Source organism: Aquidulcibacter paucihalophilus (assembly GCF_002105465.1).
Classification (GTDB): Bacteria; Pseudomonadota; Alphaproteobacteria; order Caulobacterales; family Aquidulcibacteraceae; genus Aquidulcibacter; species Aquidulcibacter paucihalophilus.
Genome location: NZ_NCSQ01000032.1, coordinates 13530 through 34231 on the forward strand (window position 1 = coordinate 13530; position 20702 = coordinate 34231).

Annotated in this window: 16 protein-coding genes; 13 read left to right on the forward strand and 3 right to left on the reverse strand. The window is 56.0% G+C overall.

The features are described from left to right. The first annotated feature begins 12 nt into the window (after positions 1-12). Entirely contained in the window at positions 13-612 is a 600-nt protein-coding gene (locus B7364_RS02715) for an FkbM family methyltransferase (protein WP_157893447.1), read from the forward strand. Here B7364_RS02715 and B7364_RS02720 read toward each other — a convergent pair. After that, positions 609-2120, reverse strand: a complete 1512-nt coding sequence (locus B7364_RS02720; protein WP_085338464.1) for a sigma-54-dependent transcriptional regulator — start codon at positions 2118-2120, stop codon at positions 609-611. The two genes, B7364_RS02715 and B7364_RS02720, sit on opposite strands and share 4 nt — an antisense overlap. Positions 2121-2352: 232 nt before the next feature. On the opposite strand from B7364_RS02720, the gene hisC reads away from it, so the two are divergent. The 3 genes from hisC (at position 2353) to B7364_RS02735 (ending at position 5732) form a co-directional block, all read left to right on the forward strand. Further along, positions 2353-3441 (forward strand): histidinol-phosphate transaminase, encoded by a 1089-nt coding sequence (gene hisC, locus B7364_RS02725; RefSeq protein ID WP_085338414.1) that lies wholly within the window; start codon positions 2353-2355, stop codon positions 3439-3441. Continuing rightward, entirely contained in the window at positions 3441-4406 is a 966-nt protein-coding gene (locus tag B7364_RS02730; protein ID WP_085338415.1) for a prephenate/arogenate dehydrogenase family protein, read from the forward strand. Before hisC ends, B7364_RS02730 begins: the two co-directional genes overlap by 1 nt. Positions 4407-4502: 96 nt before the next feature. Continuing rightward, entirely contained in the window at positions 4503-5732 is a 1230-nt protein-coding gene (locus tag B7364_RS02735) for an EAL domain-containing protein (protein ID WP_085338416.1), read from the forward strand. A 3-nt stretch (positions 5733-5735) separates the two neighbouring features. Here B7364_RS02735 and B7364_RS02740 read toward each other — a convergent pair whose 3' ends face one another. Next, the gene (locus B7364_RS02740) at positions 5736-7247 is read right to left on the reverse strand and encodes a tryptophan halogenase family protein (RefSeq protein ID WP_085338417.1); all 1512 of its coding nucleotides are present in this window, start codon (positions 7245-7247) and stop codon (positions 5736-5738) included. A 400-nt stretch (positions 7248-7647) separates the two neighbouring features. Between B7364_RS02740 and B7364_RS02745 the strand changes: the two genes are divergently transcribed. From B7364_RS02745 to B7364_RS02785, 9 genes are all read left to right on the forward strand, one after another. Then, on the forward strand, positions 7648-10389 hold the full coding sequence (locus B7364_RS02745; RefSeq protein ID WP_085338418.1) for a TonB-dependent receptor: 2742 nt from the start codon (positions 7648-7650) through the stop codon (positions 10387-10389). A 124-nt stretch (positions 10390-10513) separates the two neighbouring features. Next, positions 10514-12022, forward strand: a complete 1509-nt coding sequence (locus B7364_RS02750) for a tryptophan halogenase family protein (RefSeq protein ID WP_085338419.1) — start codon at positions 10514-10516, stop codon at positions 12020-12022. A gap of 49 nt (positions 12023-12071) precedes the next feature. Next, the gene (locus tag B7364_RS02755) at positions 12072-14465 is read left to right on the forward strand and encodes an alpha-amylase family glycosyl hydrolase (protein ID WP_085338420.1); all 2394 of its coding nucleotides are present in this window, start codon (positions 12072-12074) and stop codon (positions 14463-14465) included. Between the two features lie 11 nt (positions 14466-14476). Then, positions 14477-15400, forward strand: coding sequence for an alpha/beta hydrolase (locus B7364_RS02760; RefSeq protein WP_085338421.1), 924 nt, complete (start codon positions 14477-14479; stop codon positions 15398-15400). Positions 15401-15513: 113 nt separating this feature from the next. Then, entirely contained in the window at positions 15514-16410 is an 897-nt protein-coding gene (locus B7364_RS02765; protein WP_085338422.1) for an SDR family oxidoreductase, read from the forward strand. Continuing rightward, the gene (locus B7364_RS02770; RefSeq protein ID WP_085338423.1) at positions 16407-17363 is read left to right on the forward strand and encodes a nucleoside hydrolase; all 957 of its coding nucleotides are present in this window, start codon (positions 16407-16409) and stop codon (positions 17361-17363) included. The genes B7364_RS02765 and B7364_RS02770 overlap by 4 nt, the downstream gene beginning before the upstream one ends. Then, positions 17360-18229 carry a ribokinase gene (locus B7364_RS02775; protein WP_085338424.1) on the forward strand — a complete coding sequence of 290 codons (870 nt, stop codon included), beginning with the start codon at positions 17360-17362 and terminating at the stop codon, positions 18227-18229. Before B7364_RS02770 ends, B7364_RS02775 begins: the two co-directional genes overlap by 4 nt. A 39-nt stretch (positions 18230-18268) precedes the next feature. Further along, positions 18269-19003: an SDR family NAD(P)-dependent oxidoreductase gene (locus B7364_RS02780; protein ID WP_085338425.1), complete on the forward strand. Its 735-nt coding sequence runs from the start codon at positions 18269-18271 to the stop codon at positions 19001-19003. A 79-nt stretch (positions 19004-19082) separates the two neighbouring features. Continuing rightward, positions 19083-19796, forward strand: coding sequence for a hypothetical protein (locus tag B7364_RS02785; protein ID WP_085338426.1), 714 nt, complete (start codon positions 19083-19085; stop codon positions 19794-19796). Between the two features lie 3 nt (positions 19797-19799). On the opposite strand, the gene B7364_RS02790 is transcribed toward B7364_RS02785, so the two are convergent. Then, the gene (locus B7364_RS02790) at positions 19800-20696 is read right to left on the reverse strand and encodes an aldose epimerase family protein (RefSeq protein WP_085338427.1); all 897 of its coding nucleotides are present in this window, start codon (positions 20694-20696) and stop codon (positions 19800-19802) included. Positions 20697-20702: the final 6 nt, after the last annotated feature.

Consider the following 20702-nt stretch of genomic DNA (forward strand, 5'->3'; position numbering starts at 1 on the left):
GAAAAACGACTCATGTTTTCGCCTTCACGGTTTGAACTAGAAGAGCGGGAGTTGCTGCGTCGAGAGCTGAAGGCCGGCGATATCTTTGTCGATGTGGGGGCCAATGTCGGGGCCTATTCCCTCTGGGTTGGCCCCTTGATTGGGCCCAGTGGCAAAATCGTAGCCATTGAGCCCCAACCAAGCGTCCTAGCGCGGTTGCGGGCGAATTTCGCCCTCAATCCTGGGTTTAACGCCCATGTCTTTGGCTGCGGTGCCGGCGAGACCAACGGCTTTATGACGCTCTCGGTCGGCAGCAGCAATGAAGGTGGCGCTTCACTTGCCACCGTTAGCGGTGGTGCAGATCAAGTTGAAGTCGCCGTCCGCCCACTGATCAGCATGATTGAAGAAGCACGCCTAGAGCGCATTGATGCACTCAAGATTGATATCGAGGGCTATGAGGACCGAGCCCTCCTGCCCTTTTTCAGCCAAGCACCCAGGGGCCTTTGGCCACGACTTTTGATCCTGGAGCGCAGCGAAAAGGATTGGGCGAGCGACCTGATGGGCGCCCTTAAATCCTATGGCTACAGCCTGTCCTTTGCGACCAAGCGCAATTATGTGATGAAGCTGGCTTAACCCGCCGCCCGCGCCATATGCTCTTCCAAGTCATATTCTTTGAGCTTGCGATACAGTGTTGAACGACCAATGCCTAAACGGCGGGCAACTTCAGTCATATGGCCCGCATAGAGGTCGATGGCATACTCAATAAGGTCGCGTTCAATTTGCTCTAAGGTGCGCAAATGGCCAGCTGGGTCAAAAATGGCGATGCCATTTCCAGCTTCAATCGCCGCAGCCAAAAGGTCGCTATTGGCTGGCATGGCTGGCAAGTCGATGGCGGCAGGCGCTGGAACCGCCGCAGGTGAAACCTCTGCGACAGGAGCGGATACTGGGACTTCCGAGACAAATTGCGGCAAAGCTGCTTGAACATGGGGGAAGTCTTCCGGCTGCAAGAAATCGCCATCGCACAAGACCACAGCCCGGAAGACAGTATTCTCAAGTTGGCGCACATTGCCCGGCCAATCAAAGCTTTGCAGCATGGCCAAAGCCTGCGGCGAAGCCCCCAAAACCCGCTTACCTTCTTCGGCATTGATGCGGGTCACGAAATGCTTGATCAGGGCTGGAATATCTTCCATCCGCTCGCGCAGCGGCGGGGCATCGATTGGGAAGACGTTCAAGCGGTAATAGAGGTCTTCGCGGAAGCGGCCTTCGGCAACCAGCTTCGCCAAGTCCTTGTTGGTAGCAGCAATGATGCGCACATCGACCTTCACAGGCCGTTTGGAGCCGACAGGGTCGACTTCGCTTTCTTGTAAAGCGCGCAATAGCTTGACCTGAATATCAAGGGGCAGCTCGCCCACTTCGTCGAGAAAGAGTGTACCGCCATCAGCCTCTTGGAACTTACCCAAGTGGCGATCATGGGCACCGGTGAAGGCACCCTTTTCATGACCGAACAAAATGCTTTCAACGAGATTTTCTGGGATCGCGCCACAGTTCACCGCAATAATGGGGCGGCCCGAACGCTCGCTCTCGCCATGGATGGCGCGCGCAATCACTTCTTTACCAACCCCGCTTTCACCCAAGATCAGGACGGGGATATTAGAGGTCGCTGCCCGCTGACCCAGCCGGATCACTTGACGCATGGCCGCAGCGCCCGCGACCATGTCGCTGAAGGTGAAAGTGCCAGCGGCCTTTTTCTTCAGGCGCTTTACCTCGCCCGACAATTCGCCGACTTTCAGCGCATTGCGGATCGAGACCATCACGCGCTCTGGGCTCGCAGGCTTCACGAAGAAGTCTGTCGCGCCAGCCTGCATTGCCTTCACAACCGTGTCGATGCCGCCAGAGGCCGTCAAAACAACAACGGGCAAATCATCGCGCTTGGCCCGAATAGCGGCCAAGGCCTCCATACCCGAAACGCCTGGCATGATCAGGTCCAAGAGGACCACATCAACAGCTGGATCCATGGCTTGGGCGATCGCTTGCGCGCCGTCTTCAGCGGTCCGTGTCGCAAAGCCCTGGCGCTCCACAGCGCCCTGCAACAGGCGACGCTGCGATGGATCGTCATCAACGATTAGGACGGTCTTACTCATTTTACCCACCAAATTCTTTGTTGCCGGGTTTTCCCGGTCATGACGCGTAAAACACAGGGTTTGGCCCGCTGCTTTCACGTCTGTTCACCGCCCCTTCTACACACAGGATGTAAAGGCTGACTTAAAATGGGACACTTGCGGCGCAGAAAACTGCACACAATGCCCCCTTGACCAAAACGGGCCAGAACGTCATGCCCACGCAACAACGCTTTACCTGATAAAGGCCATTGAAATGTCAGTCGCGCCCCTAGCTGGAATTCTCGACATCGTCCCCTACAAAGGCGGTGAAGCCACCATCCCAGGGATTGAGAAGCCTTGGAAACTCTCGTCCAACGAAAACCCTTTAGGCTGCAGCCCTGCGGCCAAGCGCGCCTATCAAGCAGCGGCAGAGGATTTAGCGACCTATCCCGATGGCGACCATGCTGGCCTGCGCGCCGCGATTGCCAGCCGCTATGGTCTGGATGCCGGCCGCATCATGTGTGGCAGCGGCTCTGACGAGATCTTCCAGCTTTTGGGCCGCGCCTTCCTGGACCAAGGCGATGAAATTGTGCAATCCGCCCACGGCTTCTTGGTCTATCGGCTGACCGCTCAACAGGCCGGTGCAATTTGCGTTTCTGCGCCTGAAACCAATCTAACAGCCGATGTCGATGCCTTATTGGCCTGTGTGACATCCAAAACCAAGATCGTCTTTTTAGCCAATCCAAATAATCCAACCGGCACGTATCTGCCCTATTCGGAAATTAAGCGCTTGCATGCCGGTTTGCCTGACCATGTATTATTGGTGTTGGATGCGGCCTATAGCGAATATGTCCAAACCAATGACTATTCCTCTGGGTTGGAATTGGCGGGGGAAGCAGGCAATGTGCTGATGACGCGTACCTTCTCCAAAATCCATGGGCTTGCTGCCGCCCGCGTGGGTTGGTGCTATGGCCCGCAAGTGGTGATTGATGCGCTGAACCGGGTACGTGGCCCATTCAACATTAGCGCGCCGGGCCTAGCGGCTGCCGAAGCCGCTATCTTGGACCAAGACTTCGCCAACCAAAGCGTTGCTTTCAATACCCGCTGGCTCAGCTATTTGACCCAAGAGATTCGCGCCCTTGGCTTGGAGGTTACGCCCAGCGTTGGCAATTTCATTTTGGTGAAATTTCCCAGTGAAGCCGGAAAGACGTCAGAGGCCGCAGACGCCTATTTGCGGTCGCGGGGTGTGATTGTCCGTGCCGTGCGCGCCTATGGTCTCAACGCCTATTTGCGGATTTCGGTTGGGCTTGAGGAGCCAAATCGGCTGACCGTGGCCGCGCTTAAAGACTTCATGGCGTCCTGATGTCGCACCAAGCCAGCCCGTTTGATACTTTGGCCATTATTGGTGTCGGCTTGATCGGCTCATCCTTAGCGGCTGCCGCTCAGGACAATGCCCTTGCCAAACGGATTATCTTGTATGACCGCGACCCCTATGTCCGAGGTCGCGCACGAGAATTGGGGCTGGGTGAGGTTAGCGAAACAATTGAGGCTGCCGTCTCAGAGGCTGACTTGATCATCCTGTGCACACCGCCTGCGACCATGGGGGCAATTGGCGCACAGATTGGGGCCCATGTTAAGGCTGGTGCCATTGTCACCGATGTTGGCTCCGTCAAAGAAGCCATTGTGCAACAATTACAACCGGTCTTGCCTGAAACCTGCTACTTGATTCCTGGCCACCCAATTGCCGGGGTGGAGAAATCGGGCCCCGATGCGGGCTTTGCCACCTTGTTTGAAGGCCGCTGGGCCATTTTGACCCCGCTCGTTGACCCCCGTCCCGCCTATCAACAGGGGGTGGAACGTTTGACCCATTTCTGGGAGGGTATGGGGGCGAAGGTTGAATGTATGGACCCCGTGCGTCACGACCAAGTTCTGGCCATGACCAGCCATCTTCCGCACTTGATCGCCTTTTGCGTTGTCGCGACTGCCCAAGATGTCGAAGCGGTGACCGATAGCGAAGTTGTGAAATATTCAGCGGGCGGCTTTCGGGACTTTACCCGGATCGCAGCCTCTGACCCCACGATGTGGCGCGATGTGTTCCTGATGAATAAGGATGCGGTGCTTGATTTGCTGGGCCGCTTCTCCGAGGACTTAACCGCCTTGCGCCGCGCGATTCGTTGGGGCGATGGCGATACTCTGTTCTCGACGTTTGAACGCGCACGCGCCATGCGCCGCGAAGTGATTGAGGCCGGTCAGGACACGGCCATAACAAACTTTGGGCGCGATCTGACTGCGTCGAAAAAATCTGCGAGCGACAGCAAATCTGAGTGAAATTCCCTGCGGGTTTCACGATGGTAAACCAAACGTTAACCAGTTCAGCCTCCAAGATTTGGGTGTGAAGATTCCTTACATCCTCGGGAGAAGCCCGTGCTAGCTGCCGCCCATTTTATCCTGTTTTTGGTCTATTGCGTTGCCGCCATCGGCTTGGGGGCATTTGCTTATTACATCCAAGAGGCCAGCCTCACGGTTTCGGTCTGTATGGGTGGACTCTTGGCGGTGGCTTGCGGTTTATTTCATTTGGCCTTCACCCCGCGTGAAGCAAAGCTGGCCCGTTCTGAAAAAATCCGGATCGATAATGAATTCAAATCCTTGAAGGACATGCATGTCGCCACCCATCAAGAGATTGAAACCCTCAAGACCACCTTGGCCGAGGATGCCGCCGCACGCGAAGCTGCCTTAGCGCGCGAAGTGCGCGAGATCGCCCTGCTTTTGACGACCTATGTGCAAAAGAACGAACGTCGACGGGAGGCTTCAGCCATCGAGGGGCAAAAGATTGCACCACGGCGGTCGGATCAAAGCCTATTGGCCGCCGTCCGCTCTGCCTTGGAAGAAAACCGGATTGAGCTGCACTTGCAGCCCATCGTCGCCCTGCCCCAGCGCAAGACCGTTTATTATGAAGGCTTTACCCGCCTTCGCGACCCATCGGGTGCCGTGATTTTGCCAAGCGAGTTTTTGCGCGTTGCTGAGCCCTCGGGTCTGGTGGGCGAGATCGACAATCTTTTGCTCCTACGCTGCGTCCAGATTGCTCGCCGCCTTTTGAAACATGATCGCCGCATCGGCCTGTTCTGCAACATCTCGACCACCAGTCTGGGAGACGAGACGTTTTTCCCGCAATTCATCGCCTTCCTGCGCGACAATAAGGATTTGGCGGGTTCGATCATCTTTGAACTGACCCGCGATTCGTTTGAGAAAATCCCGATGGCGGCTGAGCGCAATATGGGCCGCTTGTTTGATCTGGGTTTCCGTTTCTCCATTGATCGTTGCGAAACGCTCGACCTCGATTTGCGTAAGCTTGAGCGGATGGGTGTGCGCTATGTGAAGATTGCGGGCGATAAACTGGTGCAGCAATTGGTGGAAGCCAAAGCCGTGCCCGTAACCGGCCTTAACCGTCAATTTGAGCCAGCCGACGTCTCTGCCCTCTTCTCGCGCTATGGCGTGGAACTCATCGCTGACCGGGTTGAGACCGAGCGCACCATTGTGGAAATCCTCGAGCTCGATATTACCCACGCGCAAGGCAATCTGTTCGGCAAACCGAAGGCCAGCACCGAAGTCGTCAAAGCCAGTGAAGAAAGCCCACGCCTACGCATGGTCAGCTAAAGCTTAGCTTGCCCGACAGGTTTGATTGATAAAGTCGCGATGGGTTGGGAAGGTCTCAGCCGTTTGGGCCATGAGCGTCTTTAAACCCGCCAAATGACGGTCGGCTTCCACATGGGTGCGTGTATCCACCAGCGGATCATAGCCAGTTGGCTCCACAAACTGCCCCAAATAGACCGCCAGCCAACTGGGATTGAGGAAGAGTTCCGGTCCATCCGACACCATCCGTCCATACTTGCGGAAATGCGCCATCTTATACGTCAAAGTATCGGGCAGGCTCATCGAGGCACAATAGCGCCACAACTCCGTATCATCCCGCTCGGTCGCGCAATAATGCAGAATGAGAAAGTCGCGAATGCGCTCCCACTCATAGGTGCTTAAGCGATTGAACTCCGTCTCGAGGACTGGATCGACTGTCTTGTCCGGGAAAAGGGCGAGGAATCGGGTAATTCCAGTTTGAATGAGATGCAGGCTGGTCGATTCCAGCGGCTCCATAAAGCCTGCAGCGAGACCAATCGCAACACAGTTTTTGTGCCAGATTTTCTTTCTCTTGCCGGTGGTAAAGCGCAAGGGACGTGGATCGGCGAGTGCTTTTCCGTCGATATTGGCAAGCAAAGTCCGCTCCACCTCATCATCGCTGATAAAGCCGCTGGAATAGACATAGCCATTTCCAATCCGGTGCTGAAGCGGGATGCGCCACTGCCAACCCGCCTCCCGCGCGGTGGAGCGGGTATATGGGGTGAATTCCCCACCATGTTCACACGGCACTGCCATGGCCCGATCACAGGGCAGCCAATGGCTCCAATCCTCATAACCTGCCTTGAGCGCGCCTTCGATCAATAGGCCGCGGAAACCCGAACAATCGATAAAGAAGTCACCTTCAACAATGCGACCATCTTCGAGCTTCACATGGGTGATGTGCCCATCTTCGCTGCCCAAACCCACATCGGCGATTTTGCCCTCAATCCGGATGACACCGCGCGCTTCGCTATAGGACCGCAGGAATTGGGCATAAAGGCCTGCATCAAAATGATAGGCATAGTCAAAGGTCGATTGGATCAAACGCGGGTCTTGCGTTGGCGGGGCAAAGCGACCGCGTTTCGCGACCTGCCAAGCCATCGTGAAATCATCAAGCGAACCGGGGTTTCTGCCAGTCTGGCGGGCGCGCAAATAATATTGGTGCAAAGGCACCATATCAAAGTCGGCGCCATAAGTGCCAAACGGGTGAAAATAACGGTGGCCCTGACGGCCCCAATTCACAAACTCAATGCCCAGTTTGAAGCTGCCCTGTGTGCGGACGACAAAGTCCTTTTCGTCTAGGCCAAGGGTGCGGTTAAAGACTTTGATCGGTGGAATGGTGGCCTCACCGACGCCGACTGTGCCAATCTCATCCGATTCGATCAGCGTAATGGTGCACCCGCGCCCCGCAGCATTGGCAATGGCTGATGCCGCCATCCAGCCGGCAGACCCGCCCCCCACAATGACTAAGCGTTGAAGCTTTTGGCTTTGACCCTGCATCTTGCCCCCCGGAGCTCATCTTTTTCTTGGTGTGCAAACAGGAGACCCCTGGACCCAATCTGCTTCGACCACCTCGCAATCCGATATAACCGGAACGGCCGCGATGACGAGTCTGGGATGTTGCAACGCTGCACCAGTTTTACAACTTTGTCGCATTTACCTGCATTCACAGCCACTTTCCCATTGCACATTCGTTGCGATTTTGTCATGTAGCTTTCCTACACGTTCACAAATAAATGATTGCTGGACGTATTTTGATTGCTGATTCAAGGCTTTTGGGTCAGTTTTAGGAGCGGAATATCGTCGGGCGGCCCGATAATTTGCTGATAACCGGCGTGTTCTGAAGGGAATCACAAGCGGGTCCGTTGCGGTCGGATCAGCTTATTTGGGAGGAACCGCGATGAATATACACACACAATCACGCCTCGGCGTGTCGCGCGCTCGCTTGTTGGCTGGTGCAGTGTCTTCGGTTGCCCTGTTGGCAGCTATGAGCGGGACAGCCCATGCACAAGCTGCTTCCACCACAGAAGCTTCCGACAAAGACGTTGAGACGATCGTCGTCGTCGGTATCCGTCGTGGTATCGAAAACTCCATCAATGCGAAGAAGACTTTGGGCGTGATCGCCGAAGTCGTCTCGGCGGAAGACATTGGTAAGCTGCCAGACGTCTCCATCGCAGAATCCTTGGCACGTCTGCCAGGTGTGGCTGCACAACGGATCGACGGTCGCGCTTCGCAATTGTCGGTTCGCGGCCTTGGCCCAGACTACACCACCACCCTGTTGAACGGCCGCGAGCAAGTCTCGGTTGGCGATAACCGCGGTGTTGAATTTGACCAATATCCATCGGAATTGTTGGGTGGTGCAGCCGTCTACAAGACCCCAACCGCAACGCTCTTGGCACAAGGTGTCGCGGGTACTGTTGACCTGCAAACCATTCGCCCTCTGAAGTTTGGCCGTCGCCAATTCGCCGTGGGCGCCCGCTATGAGCAAAACGATCTGGGTGCTCTGAACGCCGGTACGTCTGAAAATGGCAACCGTGTCTCGCTCGCCTATATCGATCAATTCATGGACGGCAAGCTCGGTATCGCTTTGGGCTATGCCCATATGGAATCGCCCTATCAGTCCAACCGCTATGAGGCTTGGGGCTATCCAACGGTCGGGACCAACCCTTTCAACGTCCCAGCCGGCACCTTTGTCATCGGCGGCGTGAAACCCTATGCCTTGTCAGGCAACATCACCCGTGACGGCTATATGGGCGTGATCGAGTTCCAGCCAACTGAAACGCTTTCGCTCTCGGTGGACGGCTACTATTCGAAGTTCAATGACGAGCAAGTCCTGCGCGGCATCGAGCTTCCCTTGTGGTGGTCGGGTGCGCAATTGCAGCCACCTCCAACCGCTAAAGTCACCAATGGCATCATTTCTGCCGGTATCTTCAACGGCGTGAAAGGCATTATCCGCAACGACATCCGCGCTCGTGAAGCCGAATTGGCTGCATTGGCCGGTAAAGTTGAGTGGCAGTTCAGCCCAAAAGACTCGGTTGTATTCGACCTCAGCTGGTCGAAGGGTGACCGCACCGACACCGACATCGAATCCTACTCGGGTACGGGTCGTGGTTCGGCTGGCGCAACCGACAATTTGGCTTTCGCGACCGCAGAAGCTGGCCGTTTGGTGTTCAAGCCAAGCATCAATTATGGCGACTATAACACCATCAGCTTGACCGACCCAGGTGGTTGGGGCCAAGCCGGCTATTACAAGTCACCAGGTACGGTCGACGAACTCAACACTCTGAAAATCGCTGCGAAGCATGAATTCAGCGGCGACAAGGCCATCAAGTCGGTGGATTACGGCATTGGCTACTCAGACCGCAGCAAAGAAAAGACCGTGAACGAATGGTTCTTGGATTTGGCTGGTGGTGCCAACAGCGTTGCCATCCCAACTTCCGCGCGTGTCGGCCAAACCAATCTGTCATGGTTGGGCTTGGGCAATGTGGTCAGCTATGACCCACGCGGCTTCTTGGGAAGCATCTACTCGCTGCGTGCAAATACCGCTGCAGACGTTGCGATCAAGAGCTGGCTGGTCGAAGAAACCCTGATCACCGCCTTTGCCAAGTTCAACATCGATACCGAAGTTGGTAGCGTGCCTCTGACCGGTGATTTCGGCGTCCAAGTCGTCAATACCGACCAAAGCTCGACCGCTCGCGGCCGCAGCAATTCTACGGCAACCTTGGTCACCAAGACCGAAGGCACAGACTATACCTATGTTCTGCCCAGCATGAACTTGTCCTTTAACCTCGAGAATGATGCCAAGATCCGCGTTGCTTTGGCCCGCACCTTGTCGCGTCCTCGTATGGACCAGATGAATGCGGCCTTCAGCTACAGCTATGACAGCTCGATCGTTCCAAACCGCGGTACACGTTGGTTCCAAAACTCGGGCAACCCATTGCTGCAGCCAATCTTGGCCCAAGCCCTCGACGTCAGCTATGAAAAGTACTTTGGTCGCCGTGCCTACTTCGCCGTGGCAGGCTTCTACAAGAACTTGGAATCCTGGATCGTCGACAGCGTTGAGCGTCCTTTTGACGCGACTGGCCTGATCGTGCCAACCGGCGCACCTGCAAGCCCAACCAACATTGGTATTGCAAGCTCGCCAGGCAATGTGAAGGGTGGCTTCATCCGCGGCTTGGAATTCACCGCTTCGTTCCCGTTCGACCAGTTTGTACCAGCTCTTGAAGGCTTTGGTGCCAACTTCAGCGCGACTTATAATGACAGCAGCATCAAGCCAATCGCTGGCCAGCCTGCGACCAAAGTGCCCGGTCTGTCTGAGCAGATCTTCAACACGTCGGTCTATTATGAGCGTTATGGTTTCCAAGCCCGCCTGAGCAACCGCTATCGTTCGGACTTCACCGGATCGGTCGTGGCTTTTGGTGCCAACTTGGAAACCCGCAGCATCCAAGCTGAATCGGTGCTGGATGGTCAGATTGGCTACACCTTCCAATCTGGTCCTCTGAACAATCTGTCGATCCTGTTCCAAGTGAACAACATCACCGACGAGCCATTCACCACCCTCATCAATGATGATGAGCGCTTGGTGAAGGACTACCAAGAATATGGTCGCACCTTCTTGGTTGGTGTGAACTACAAGTTCTGATCTTGAAAGATCGGTAGCAATATGACCCCCGTCGGCTTGGCCTGGCGGGGGTTTTCTATGTTGTGATTTGCCCCAGCCCGCGGCCTATGTCAGGCACATATCAGGACGGCGAGGAGACGTAAGTTTGGAAACCCAGGCGATTGAAACCATTGTGATTGTGGGCGGCGGCACCGCAGGCTGGATGACGGCCAGTGCCCTGTCAAAGGTCTTGGGCCCGCGCGTTCACATCCGCCTGATTGAGAGCGAAGAAATTGGCACCGTCGGCGTGGGTGAAGCCACCATCCCCCAGATCAACATCTTCAATGCCATCCTTGGCATTGATGAGAATGATTTTGTCGCCAAGACCAATGGCACGTTCAAACTAGGGATTGAGTTCGTCAATTGGCACCGTCAGGGCGCGCGCTATATGCATGCGTTTGGCGGCATCGGCCGCAACCTCGGCTTTGTGCCCTTCCATCATTATTGGATGCGGCAGAATCTAGCTGGGAAAGAAACCTCGCTGTGGGATTATTCGGCGGCTACCAAAGCCGCCTATGCCAATCGATTCGATCGCTTGGAACGTTTGGGTGCCTCCCCCCTGCCCGGCCCAACTTGGGCATTCCAATTTGATGCCGGCCTCTATGCTCGTTATTTGCGCAGCTATGCAGAACAACACTTTGTGGTGCGGACGGAGGGCAAAGTGCGCTCAGTCGAACTGGATAGCCTGTCGGGTTTCATCCAATCCGTCACGCTGGAAACTGGCGAAGTCATTTCAGGTGACCTTTTTATCGATTGCTCTGGCTTTCGCGGTCTCTTGATCGAAGGGGCGTTGCAGACGGGCTATGAGAATTGGTCAAACTTCCTACCCTGTGATCGCGCCCTCGCTGTGCCGTGTGAGTCTGTACAACCGCTGACACCCTATACCCGCGCAACGGCCCGGCATGCGGGCTGGCAGTGGCGCATTCCGCTTCAGCATCGCATTGGCAATGGCCACGTCTATTGCAGCGCCTTTACGAGCGATGACGAGGCCGAACGGGTCTTGATGTCCAATCTCGATGGCAAGCCCCTCGCCGATCCCCGTCCCCTTAAATTCGTCACAGGACGGCGCAAGAAATTGTGGAATAAGAATTGTATCGCCGTGGGGCTTGCAAGCGGTTTTATGGAGCCATTGGAATCCACATCAATCCATCTGATCCAATCGGCCGTCAGCCGCCTGATCACCCTATTCCCAACCAAGGCGTGCGATCCGGTTTTGAGCAATGAATATAACCAACAGGCCATTGAGGAATATGCGCTGATCCGCGACTTCTTGATCCTGCATTACCACGCCAATGCGCGCACCGATTCCCCCTTCTGGCTGCATTGCCAGACCATGCCGATCCCCGACAGCCTCAGCCATAAGATCGAGCTTTTCCGCAAGACCGGGCGGATTGAGCGGCGCGCCAATGATTTGTTTGCCGAACCCAGCTGGCTGCAAGTGTTGTTGGGCCAAGGCATTCGCCCTGAAAGCTACCATGCTTTAGCACGCGACCTATCCGATGAAGATCTCGACGGCTTCTTGGCCAATGTTTCTACCATCATCGCCAAGGCCGTGGATCATATGCCCAGCCATCAGGACTTCATCGCCCGCCATTGCCAGGCCGCTGCTGCCTAAACCCACTATCTGCTTCAAATTCACTTTTAGCCCAAGAAGGATTGCTTGCATGTTCGGCCAGTCTCACCCCAAAAGTCTCTGGATCGGTTTGGGCTGCCTTTTGGCAAGTGTCGGTGCGCCGGCCCTGGGCCAAGACGCCCAGAAGGCCAGCCTGAGAGCGGAGCTCGCAGGCCCATCCGCCATTTGGTTCCATCTCAATGGGGCCGAGCGCAGCTTTAATCCGGCTGATTGGCGTTTGGTTGACGAGGCCAATCAAGAGGTGCCGATTGCTTCGATCTTGCCCAATGATTTGGATACGGCCTTGCTGGTTCCTGCCAAGCCAATCGATCTGCGCGCCTCGTACCGGCTCCACTTGAAGACCGAAGGGATTAGTGCGCGCGTGCGGCCTGATGCGTGGTTCCGCACCCTCTATTCGCCCAAGCCCTTAGGGGCCAATATCGCATCGGATGGTCAAACCACCCATTTTGCCGTCTTCTCGCCGCGCGCCGAGAGAGTCCGCCTCTTCATCTATGATCGCGCCGAGGCCAAGCCCGACGAAGCCAAGCGCGTTGTTGACATGAGCCGCGATGATTCTGGTGTCTGGGAGGCGACTTTAGAGGGCAATCTGGCAGGCAGTTTTTATGATTTTACCGTACACGGAAAACCCGGACCCGGCCGCTATTTCTATGAAACGCATCCGGTGCACATTTCAGATCCCTATGCGCGCGCCAATGCGGAATCCTACGGGAAAAGCCGGGTGATGCCACGGACCACCCCTGCCCGCCCCCTCGCCAATGGCCGTCCGAAAATGGAAGATGTGGTAGCCTATGAAGTCCATATCGAAGACTTCACCCGGCAGTTGCCCGTTGCCGACGAACTCAAAGGCACAATTCCGGCTTTCACCATGCCAGGCCTGCGCAGTAAGACAGGGCAAAAGATCGGCTTTGATCATATCGTCGACTTGGGCGTGAATGTTGTCCATCTTCTGCCCATGCAGGAATTCCTGCACTATCCAAAGCCCGAATGGCAGGCCGCCTTTGGCAAGGATCCAGAAATGCAGCGCCTCGGTGTTGCCGAACTCAGCTATGAGTGGGGCTATCGGACGACCCATGCCTTTGCCATTGAAAACACCTATCGGAAGAAGGGCACAGATTTTGGTGCCGAGCGAGAGCAATTCCGTGACCTTGTACAGGCCTTTCATGATCGCGGCATCGCGGTGATTGTCGACATCGTTCCCAATCACACCGGCGAAAACATGGATGGCCGTAATATGCTGTTCAATTTCAATGTACTGGACCGTGACTATTATTACCGCACCAGCGATTCCGGTCAGCACATCGGGCCCTTTGGCAATGAAGTGAAGACCGAAGATCGACCCATGACCCAGCGCTGGCTGATTGATCAAGCCAAGCATTTGATCGATGAGTTTGGTATTGACGGGTTCCGGATCGATTTGGCCGGTCAAATTGATGAGCAAACCCTGATTGCCCTGCGCAAAGCGGTTGGCGACGACATTATCATCTATGGCGAACCCTGGATCGACGTGAGCGACCCCATCGTGCGCGCAAACCCAGATTGGGATTGGTATAAGGAAGATTCCCCCATCACCTTCTTCCAAGATGATACGCGCAACGCACTTGTTGGCTCGCCCTTCCGCTTGCAGGATAAGGCAACAGACCGCGGCTATGCTGGCGGGAATGCCAGCCAACGCAGCCAAGCTATGCTCGCCATCGCCAATGGCTGGAAAGAAGAAGCCCAATCGACCAATCGCGGCATTAATTATGCTGACATCCATGATAATTGGACCTTGGCAGACCGCTTTGCTGTAAAGGATTGGAATGGCTTAGAAGGCGTCGAGGAAGCCCCTTACCGGGTTGCCGCGGGCCTGTTGCTGACAAGCCTTGGGCCCATCGTGCTGCATGGCGGATCGGAAATGCTGCGCTCGAAGGGCATGGTCGGTACCGAGGAGATTATTCGATATACAGCAACCGGCCCGATCTATTTTAAAGGTCGGCAAGACACCTATAATGTCCGCACACCCAACGAGTTTGTTTGGTCAGATCTTGATCGATCCAAGAAAACCGGTGCACCGCATGATTTTGTGGCGATGAACCACTGGTGGCGCGGGTTGATTGCCTTCCGGAACAGTGAAATGGGTCGCGTCTTCCGCACCGGAAAAGCCCCATCTGCTGACTATATCCAATGGATCACACCCGAAAATGCCAACCTCTTAGGCTATGTGGTGGATCAGAAGGTCCTGGTTTTGACCAATATTGGGAACACAGCGGCCACGTTTACTTCCGTAACGCTACCTGAGGGGCGCTGGCAAAAGATCGCCGATGGTCAAAAGATTGACCATATCAAGGGCGTGCGCGGCAAGGATGCCAAACTCGTCGGCGGTCAAGCCTTGACCCTTGATAGCCCTGCCCAAACGCTACAAATCTGGGTTCGCCAGACAGACTGAAGGAAGATACCATGGATCGTCGCACCCTGATCGCCGCCACAGGTGGGCTTATGGCCTCAACCTTGATCCCCCAATCTTCAGAAGCCGGTGAGGCCATGATCATCCGCTATGAGGCAATGCCCAGCGGCCATACCGCTGCGCGCAATATCAGCGTTTGGCTCCCGGCGGATTATGGCACGTCCAAACGCCGTTATCGCGTGCTCTATATGCATGACGGTCAGAATATTTTCGGGGCGAGCCACGCCTATGGCGGTCAATCATGGCGGGTGGATCAAGCGATGGAAGCCCGCCAGCGCGCCGTGCCGGGAAACGATGCGATTGTGGTTGGAATCTGGAACACACAGACCCGCCGCCAAGACTTCTCCCCCGCTGGCGTCGAGGCCGCCATGGACGAAAAGCTTCGTGCACGGACAATTCGCGAGCATGAAGGCCCCTCCTTGAGCGACGGTTATTTGCGCTTCTTGGTCGAAGAACTAAAGCCCCTGATTGATCGTGATTACCGCACCAAGCCCGGCAGGGATTCCACTTTCATTATGGGATCCAGCATGGGCGGACTGATCTCGCTTTATGGTATTTGCGAGTATCCGCAGATATTTGGGGGTGCTGGCTGTCTTTCCACCCATTGGACACTGTTAAGTGCGGCCGAAAGCTATACCAAGCCCGACCTCGAAACGCCGGCGATGATTCAGGCCTTTTCCACCTATCTTAAGCGTAAACTGCCCAAGCCAGGTCCGAACAAGATCTGGATGGATCATGGCACGCTCAATCTCGACAGCTTCTATCAGCCCTATCAAGTTGCCATGGACCAAGTGTTCAAGGCACGCGGCTGGCAACAAGGCAAAGACTTTGAGAGTCGCGTCTATGAAGGTGCGGACCATAATGAAGCATCATGGCGGGCCCGTCTGCACGAGCCACTCTCCTTCCTCATGGGGTGACATTTCGACTTCACAGCATCTTTTGCCGTGCCCAGCAGGCGCCCGCCTTCCCAAGGCCGATAAATGCAATATGCTCTCCCCAATCATAATCAAAATCGGGGAGTTCTGCGCCAATGGATGTTGAGAAACTTATGTTTCGTACCGGCTTAATGTCGGGTGAGCGGATTCTGGTTACCGGCGGCGGCACGGGCCTTGGCAAGGAAATGGCCGAAGCCTTTCTAGCTCTTGGCGCGACGGTGTACATCTTAGGCCGCCGCGGCGCGGTGTTGGAAGAGACGCGCGATGAACTTATGGGCCGCCATGGCGGCAAAGTCGTGGCTTTGCCCTGCGATATTCGCAATGCCGAAGCAATCCGCGAGACCATGGACCTCATCTGGGCTGACGGTGGCGCGTTGACTGGGCTTGTCAATAATGCGGCAGGCAACTTCATCTCCAAAACCGAAGACTTATCACCACGCGCCTTTGACGCCATCGCCAATATCGTCTTCCGCGGCACTTTTTATATGACACTGGATATTGGTAAGCGCTGGATTGCCGAGGGCAAGAAGGGCAATGTCATCAATATTTTGACCACATGGGTATGGAATGGATCGGCCTTTACCGTCCCGTCGGCTATGTCCAAGTCCGGCATTCGTGCGATGGCAGAATCGCTGGCGGTGGAGTGGGGCCGTTATGGTATTCGCTTCAACAATATTGCGCCTGGCCCCTTCCCGACAAAGGGCATGACAGAGCGTCTTTCGCCCGGATCAAGTATGGAGAGCGCTGAACGCTCGGCCAATCCGATGGGCCGCGTGGGGGAGATGACTGAGCTTGCAAACTTGGCCGTATTCTTGATGGCCAAGGGCGCTGATTATGTGAATGGGCAGACCATTGCGATTGACGGGGCTGCCTATCAAGCGACGGGCGGCAATTTCTCGGGTCTGCGGGCTTGGGATGATGCCCAATGGGAAGCCGTACGCGCCATGATCAAGGCCAGCAATGATAAGGATAAGGCCGCGCGCACCGTATGAGCCTTATCCCGCTTATTCTCGACTGTGATCCGGGTGTGGATGATGCGGTCGCGCTGGCGCTGGCCTTTGGCGCGCGCGACCGTCTGAACCTTTTGGGCGTTACAACGACGGCCGGCAATGTGGCCCTCAATAATACCACGCGCAATGCTTGTTTGATCCGACAGGTTGCGGGCCGTGAGGACGTACCGGTTCATGCAGGTCTTGCAAAGCCACTCACCCGCGAACCCATCCTCGCCGATGATTTCCACGGGCCAGAGGGTCTTGGCCATTTCCCGGCCAGCGAGCCGCGCGTTGGGCCTGCAGCCTCTGATGCCATTGGCTTCCTGATCCAGACGATTGAAGCGGCATCGCCGAACACGGTCTCTCTAGCCGTGACGGGGCCGATGACCAATATTGCCACGCTTATTCAAACCGCACCCGAGACGGCCCGCCGCTTGCGCCAAATCGTTGTTATGGGTGGGGCAAGACGTGAAGGTGGCAATATTACCGCTTCGGCAGAATATAATATCTATGCCGATCCAGAAGCGGCCGACATTGTGTTCAAAAGCGGGTGTGAGCTGGTTGTTTTTGGCCTTGACGCCACCCATCAAGTACGGGGTACACAGGCCTGGGTTGAGGCAATCGGTGCACTGAAGACGCCAATGGCAAGCCTCGCGGCTGACATGCTGGCTTTCTCCAATGCGCTGCCAGCCAATCTGGTGGATACATCAGAGCCCGATCAACCCGCTACAGGCGCGCCGCTACACGACCCCTGCGTGATTGCTTATCTCCTCGCACCAGAAGCCTTTCAGCTGCGCCCATGCCGTATCGAGGTGGAGACCCAAAGCACATTGACGCGCGGACATACGGCTGTTGAGTTTCGTCCAGCCGTGGCGGGCGCGTTTAATGCCAAATGGGTCTCTCAGGCTGATCCGCATGCGGTCTTGTCCTTGCTGTTGAGGTATTTGGCATGAAAAGCTCGCCCCGCATTCGCGTTATCGGCTCGATCAATCTCGATATTGTGGCGCGTGTGCACGCCCTGCCGCGACCAGGGGAAACCGTCAGCGGCGGTGTTTTGGCCCATTATCCGGGCGGCAAAGGTGCAAACCAAGCTTTGGCGGCGCGTAAGCTGGGCGCGCAGGTTTCCATGTTTGGCTGTGTGGGCAAGGATGCTGCCCGTGGGCAAGCCCTAGCCTTGCTGCAGGCTCATGACGTCGACTTGCATGGCGTGACAGTCCTAGAGGATATCGCAACCGGCGTCGCGCTGATCGCGGTGGATGAGGCGGGCGAAAATCAAATTGTTGTCGCCCCCGGTGCAAATGGGCAGGTTTCGTCCGCGACTTTGTCCGACCTCTCGGGTGAGTTTGATGCCACCCTGTGCCAACTTGAGCTGCCCGTGGAGACCATTGCGTATGTGGCGGCTCGGGTAAAAGGACTTCTGTGCCTCAATCTCGCGCCGGCGCAGCCGCTGCCGCAAGCAATCCTTGATCGGGCCGACATTTTGGTCGTCAATGAAACCGAGGCCGCTTTCTATGGTGATCAACTCCATCGCTCCAAAGCACTGATCATCCAGACGTTAGGGGCGGCTGGGGCTGTGGCTAGCCAAAATGGCAAAGAGATTGCACGCAGCGCCTCCCCCGCCGTGACACCCATCGATACCACGGGGGCGGGTGATACCTTTGTGGGGGCCTTTATGGTCGCCTTTTTGTCGCAAGGCTCTGTCGCCCAAGCCCTCGCCTATGCCTGCGCAGCCGGTGCCGTCGCCACGCTAACGGCTGGGGCACAAACCTCTATGCCAACACCGGATCAGGTGACCGCTTTACTGGACCGCACTGCCTAACGCGCGGTCCAAGCTGGCACGTCTTGCGTATCACTCCCCATGACACAAGCTGCATTTCAAAACATCCTCATTCTGGGGGCAAGCGGGGCAATTGGCGGAGCAATCATCCGTATACTGCTTCAATCATCAGCTACCCAAAAGCTATTTGCTTTAAGTCGCACACCCTACCCTAGCACCGACCCGCGTGTGACGTCCGTAGAACTCAATCTTGAGAGCGATGCCAGCCTGATGGAGGCTGCAGCGGCCTGCGAGATCGAAGGCGGGTTTGACTTGATCATCAACACGATTGGGATTTTGCATGAGGGCGAGACGATCCGCCCTGAAAAGGGCCTCAAAGATCTCAATCCAGAGACTATGGCCCGTTTGTTCCGAATCAATACGATTGGCCCAGCCTTAGTGTTAAAGCATTTCTCGCCTCTATTGGCGCGGGATCGCCGCGCCGTCATTGCATCACTTTCCGCCCGCGTTGGGTCTATCAGCGATAATAAGGCCGGGGGTTGGTACAGCTACCGGGCCTCTAAAGCGGCGCTCAACCAATTCATCCGCACAGCCGCAATCGAACTTGCAGCACGTCGCCCGCAGGTCATTTGCGTTGGCTTGCATCCCGGCACCGTGCGCAGCGCGATGTCGGAGCCCTACTTACAGCGCTATACCAAAAATGAGATTTTTGAGCCGGACACATCGGCAGCAGCGCTCTTATCTGTGGTCCGTGAACTCACCCCTGCGCAAACAGGGCGCGTATTTGCGTGGGACGGACAGGAAATTCAGCCCTAGTCGGATGGGTTAGAGTAATTGCCACTTTGGTTCTGGCAACTCTTCCGATAGTCTTTAGCCAGATAGAGAGGAGCATGGGATGGCCCACCGCACGATCACTGGCAAAATCGCCTATACTTCCAAAAAGCCGCATATGCTGGATCAATGGCGCGGCGAAGAGGCGTTTCGCTTCACCCATCATGGCGACGGCCAGACGACATTGCGCGCCCATTGCTTTATTGCAGAACCCGACCCCAGCGTGATGCGCGACATCATGTATTCGATCGATGCCAATCGGCGTCCAATGGATTGCCACGTTCGACTAACGGTTGGCGACAAATTTATGGGCACAGGCTGGTTTCGCTTTGGCGAGGACTTCATTGAGTGCGAAAGCTATGGGCCGACGATTGGCCGGGTATCGCAGCGCGTTGACCTCAAAGCGCCCATAGATGGCTTTGGCACCCACCCTATTGTCGCCGATGGCTATTTTCTAAGCCTGCATGATTGGGAAGCGCAGAAGCGGCACACGTTTAACATGTATCTCCCCTCCCCCGATCATCGCGGCGCCACACCGCCCTTCTTGGCACCAGTCCGCATCGACGGGCTTCATTTGGGCAAGGAAGAAATTACTGTCAAAGCTGGAACATTTCAGACCCGCCACTTCCAATTCCTTGACGATGGGTCGAGTGGCATGGCGGGCGAACACCCTATCTATGACGTCTGGATCACTGATGATCGCGACGCCATTTTCGTTCAAGGTGGCGTGGGCGGCTATATGCAGACCTGGTACGAGCTGGTTGAGCTTAACCGCTAAGCCCTAGCTGACGGCAAAGGGTTTCAGGGTCGTGATGATGGTCAGACTTTGGTCCACCAACTCAACCACGCCCAATTCATAAGGGTCGGCGGCGGTGAAAGATACGCCGCGCGCCGTGACGGGCTCTAAACAGAAAAAGCCAGCATTGGGCGGGGTATAGAGTTGTAATCGCGTGCACGGGCACGGGGTATCACCCACCAGAACCGAGGCCGAGACTTCTACTCCATGCTCTGGCCATTTAATCCGTGCACGGCCATTCCAGCCTTCAAAGCAATGATCCAGATCAAGGCTCGTCGCGGCAATACCTCCCGCCAGTTGATCAACCACGGGCGGACGGGCCAAATGGCTAGGCAAAGCTTCGCCACTAATCTCCCAAAGCTGGGCGGCATCAAACTGAATCTCGGCCCCTTCAGATAAGAAATAAGGGTGCGGCCCTAAAGATGACGGGAAAGGACGCGGATCCCTATTTTTTGCCGAGAGCGCAATCTCGACATGATCTTGTGTGAGCGTAAAGCGTTGCCGGCTTTCAAAAGCCCACGGCCAATTTGTATCCCCCGCATGCACCAAGACGATTTCAATCGAGACTTCATCTTGGGAGGCAATCGACCATGGCGTGCGCCAGCCGATGCCGTGCAAAGGATGGGCACCTCCGGCCATATTGGGCGGAATATGGGTTGACACATCGCCCCAACGAAACTTGCCATCCACAATACGGCTCGCATAGGGTGTCATTGGGAAAGACGCTAGGCCCAGTGGGTCGCGCGCTTCCGCTGCGCCGGGCAAAGCCGGACGCAAAATAGGCTTGCCATGCCAGTTCAATTGCGCAATGCCGCCGCCTGCCAAAGGCGCAATCGACAGGTCAAAACCGTAGGCGGAAAGGGTTAGAAGGTCCGACGTCATGCTGAA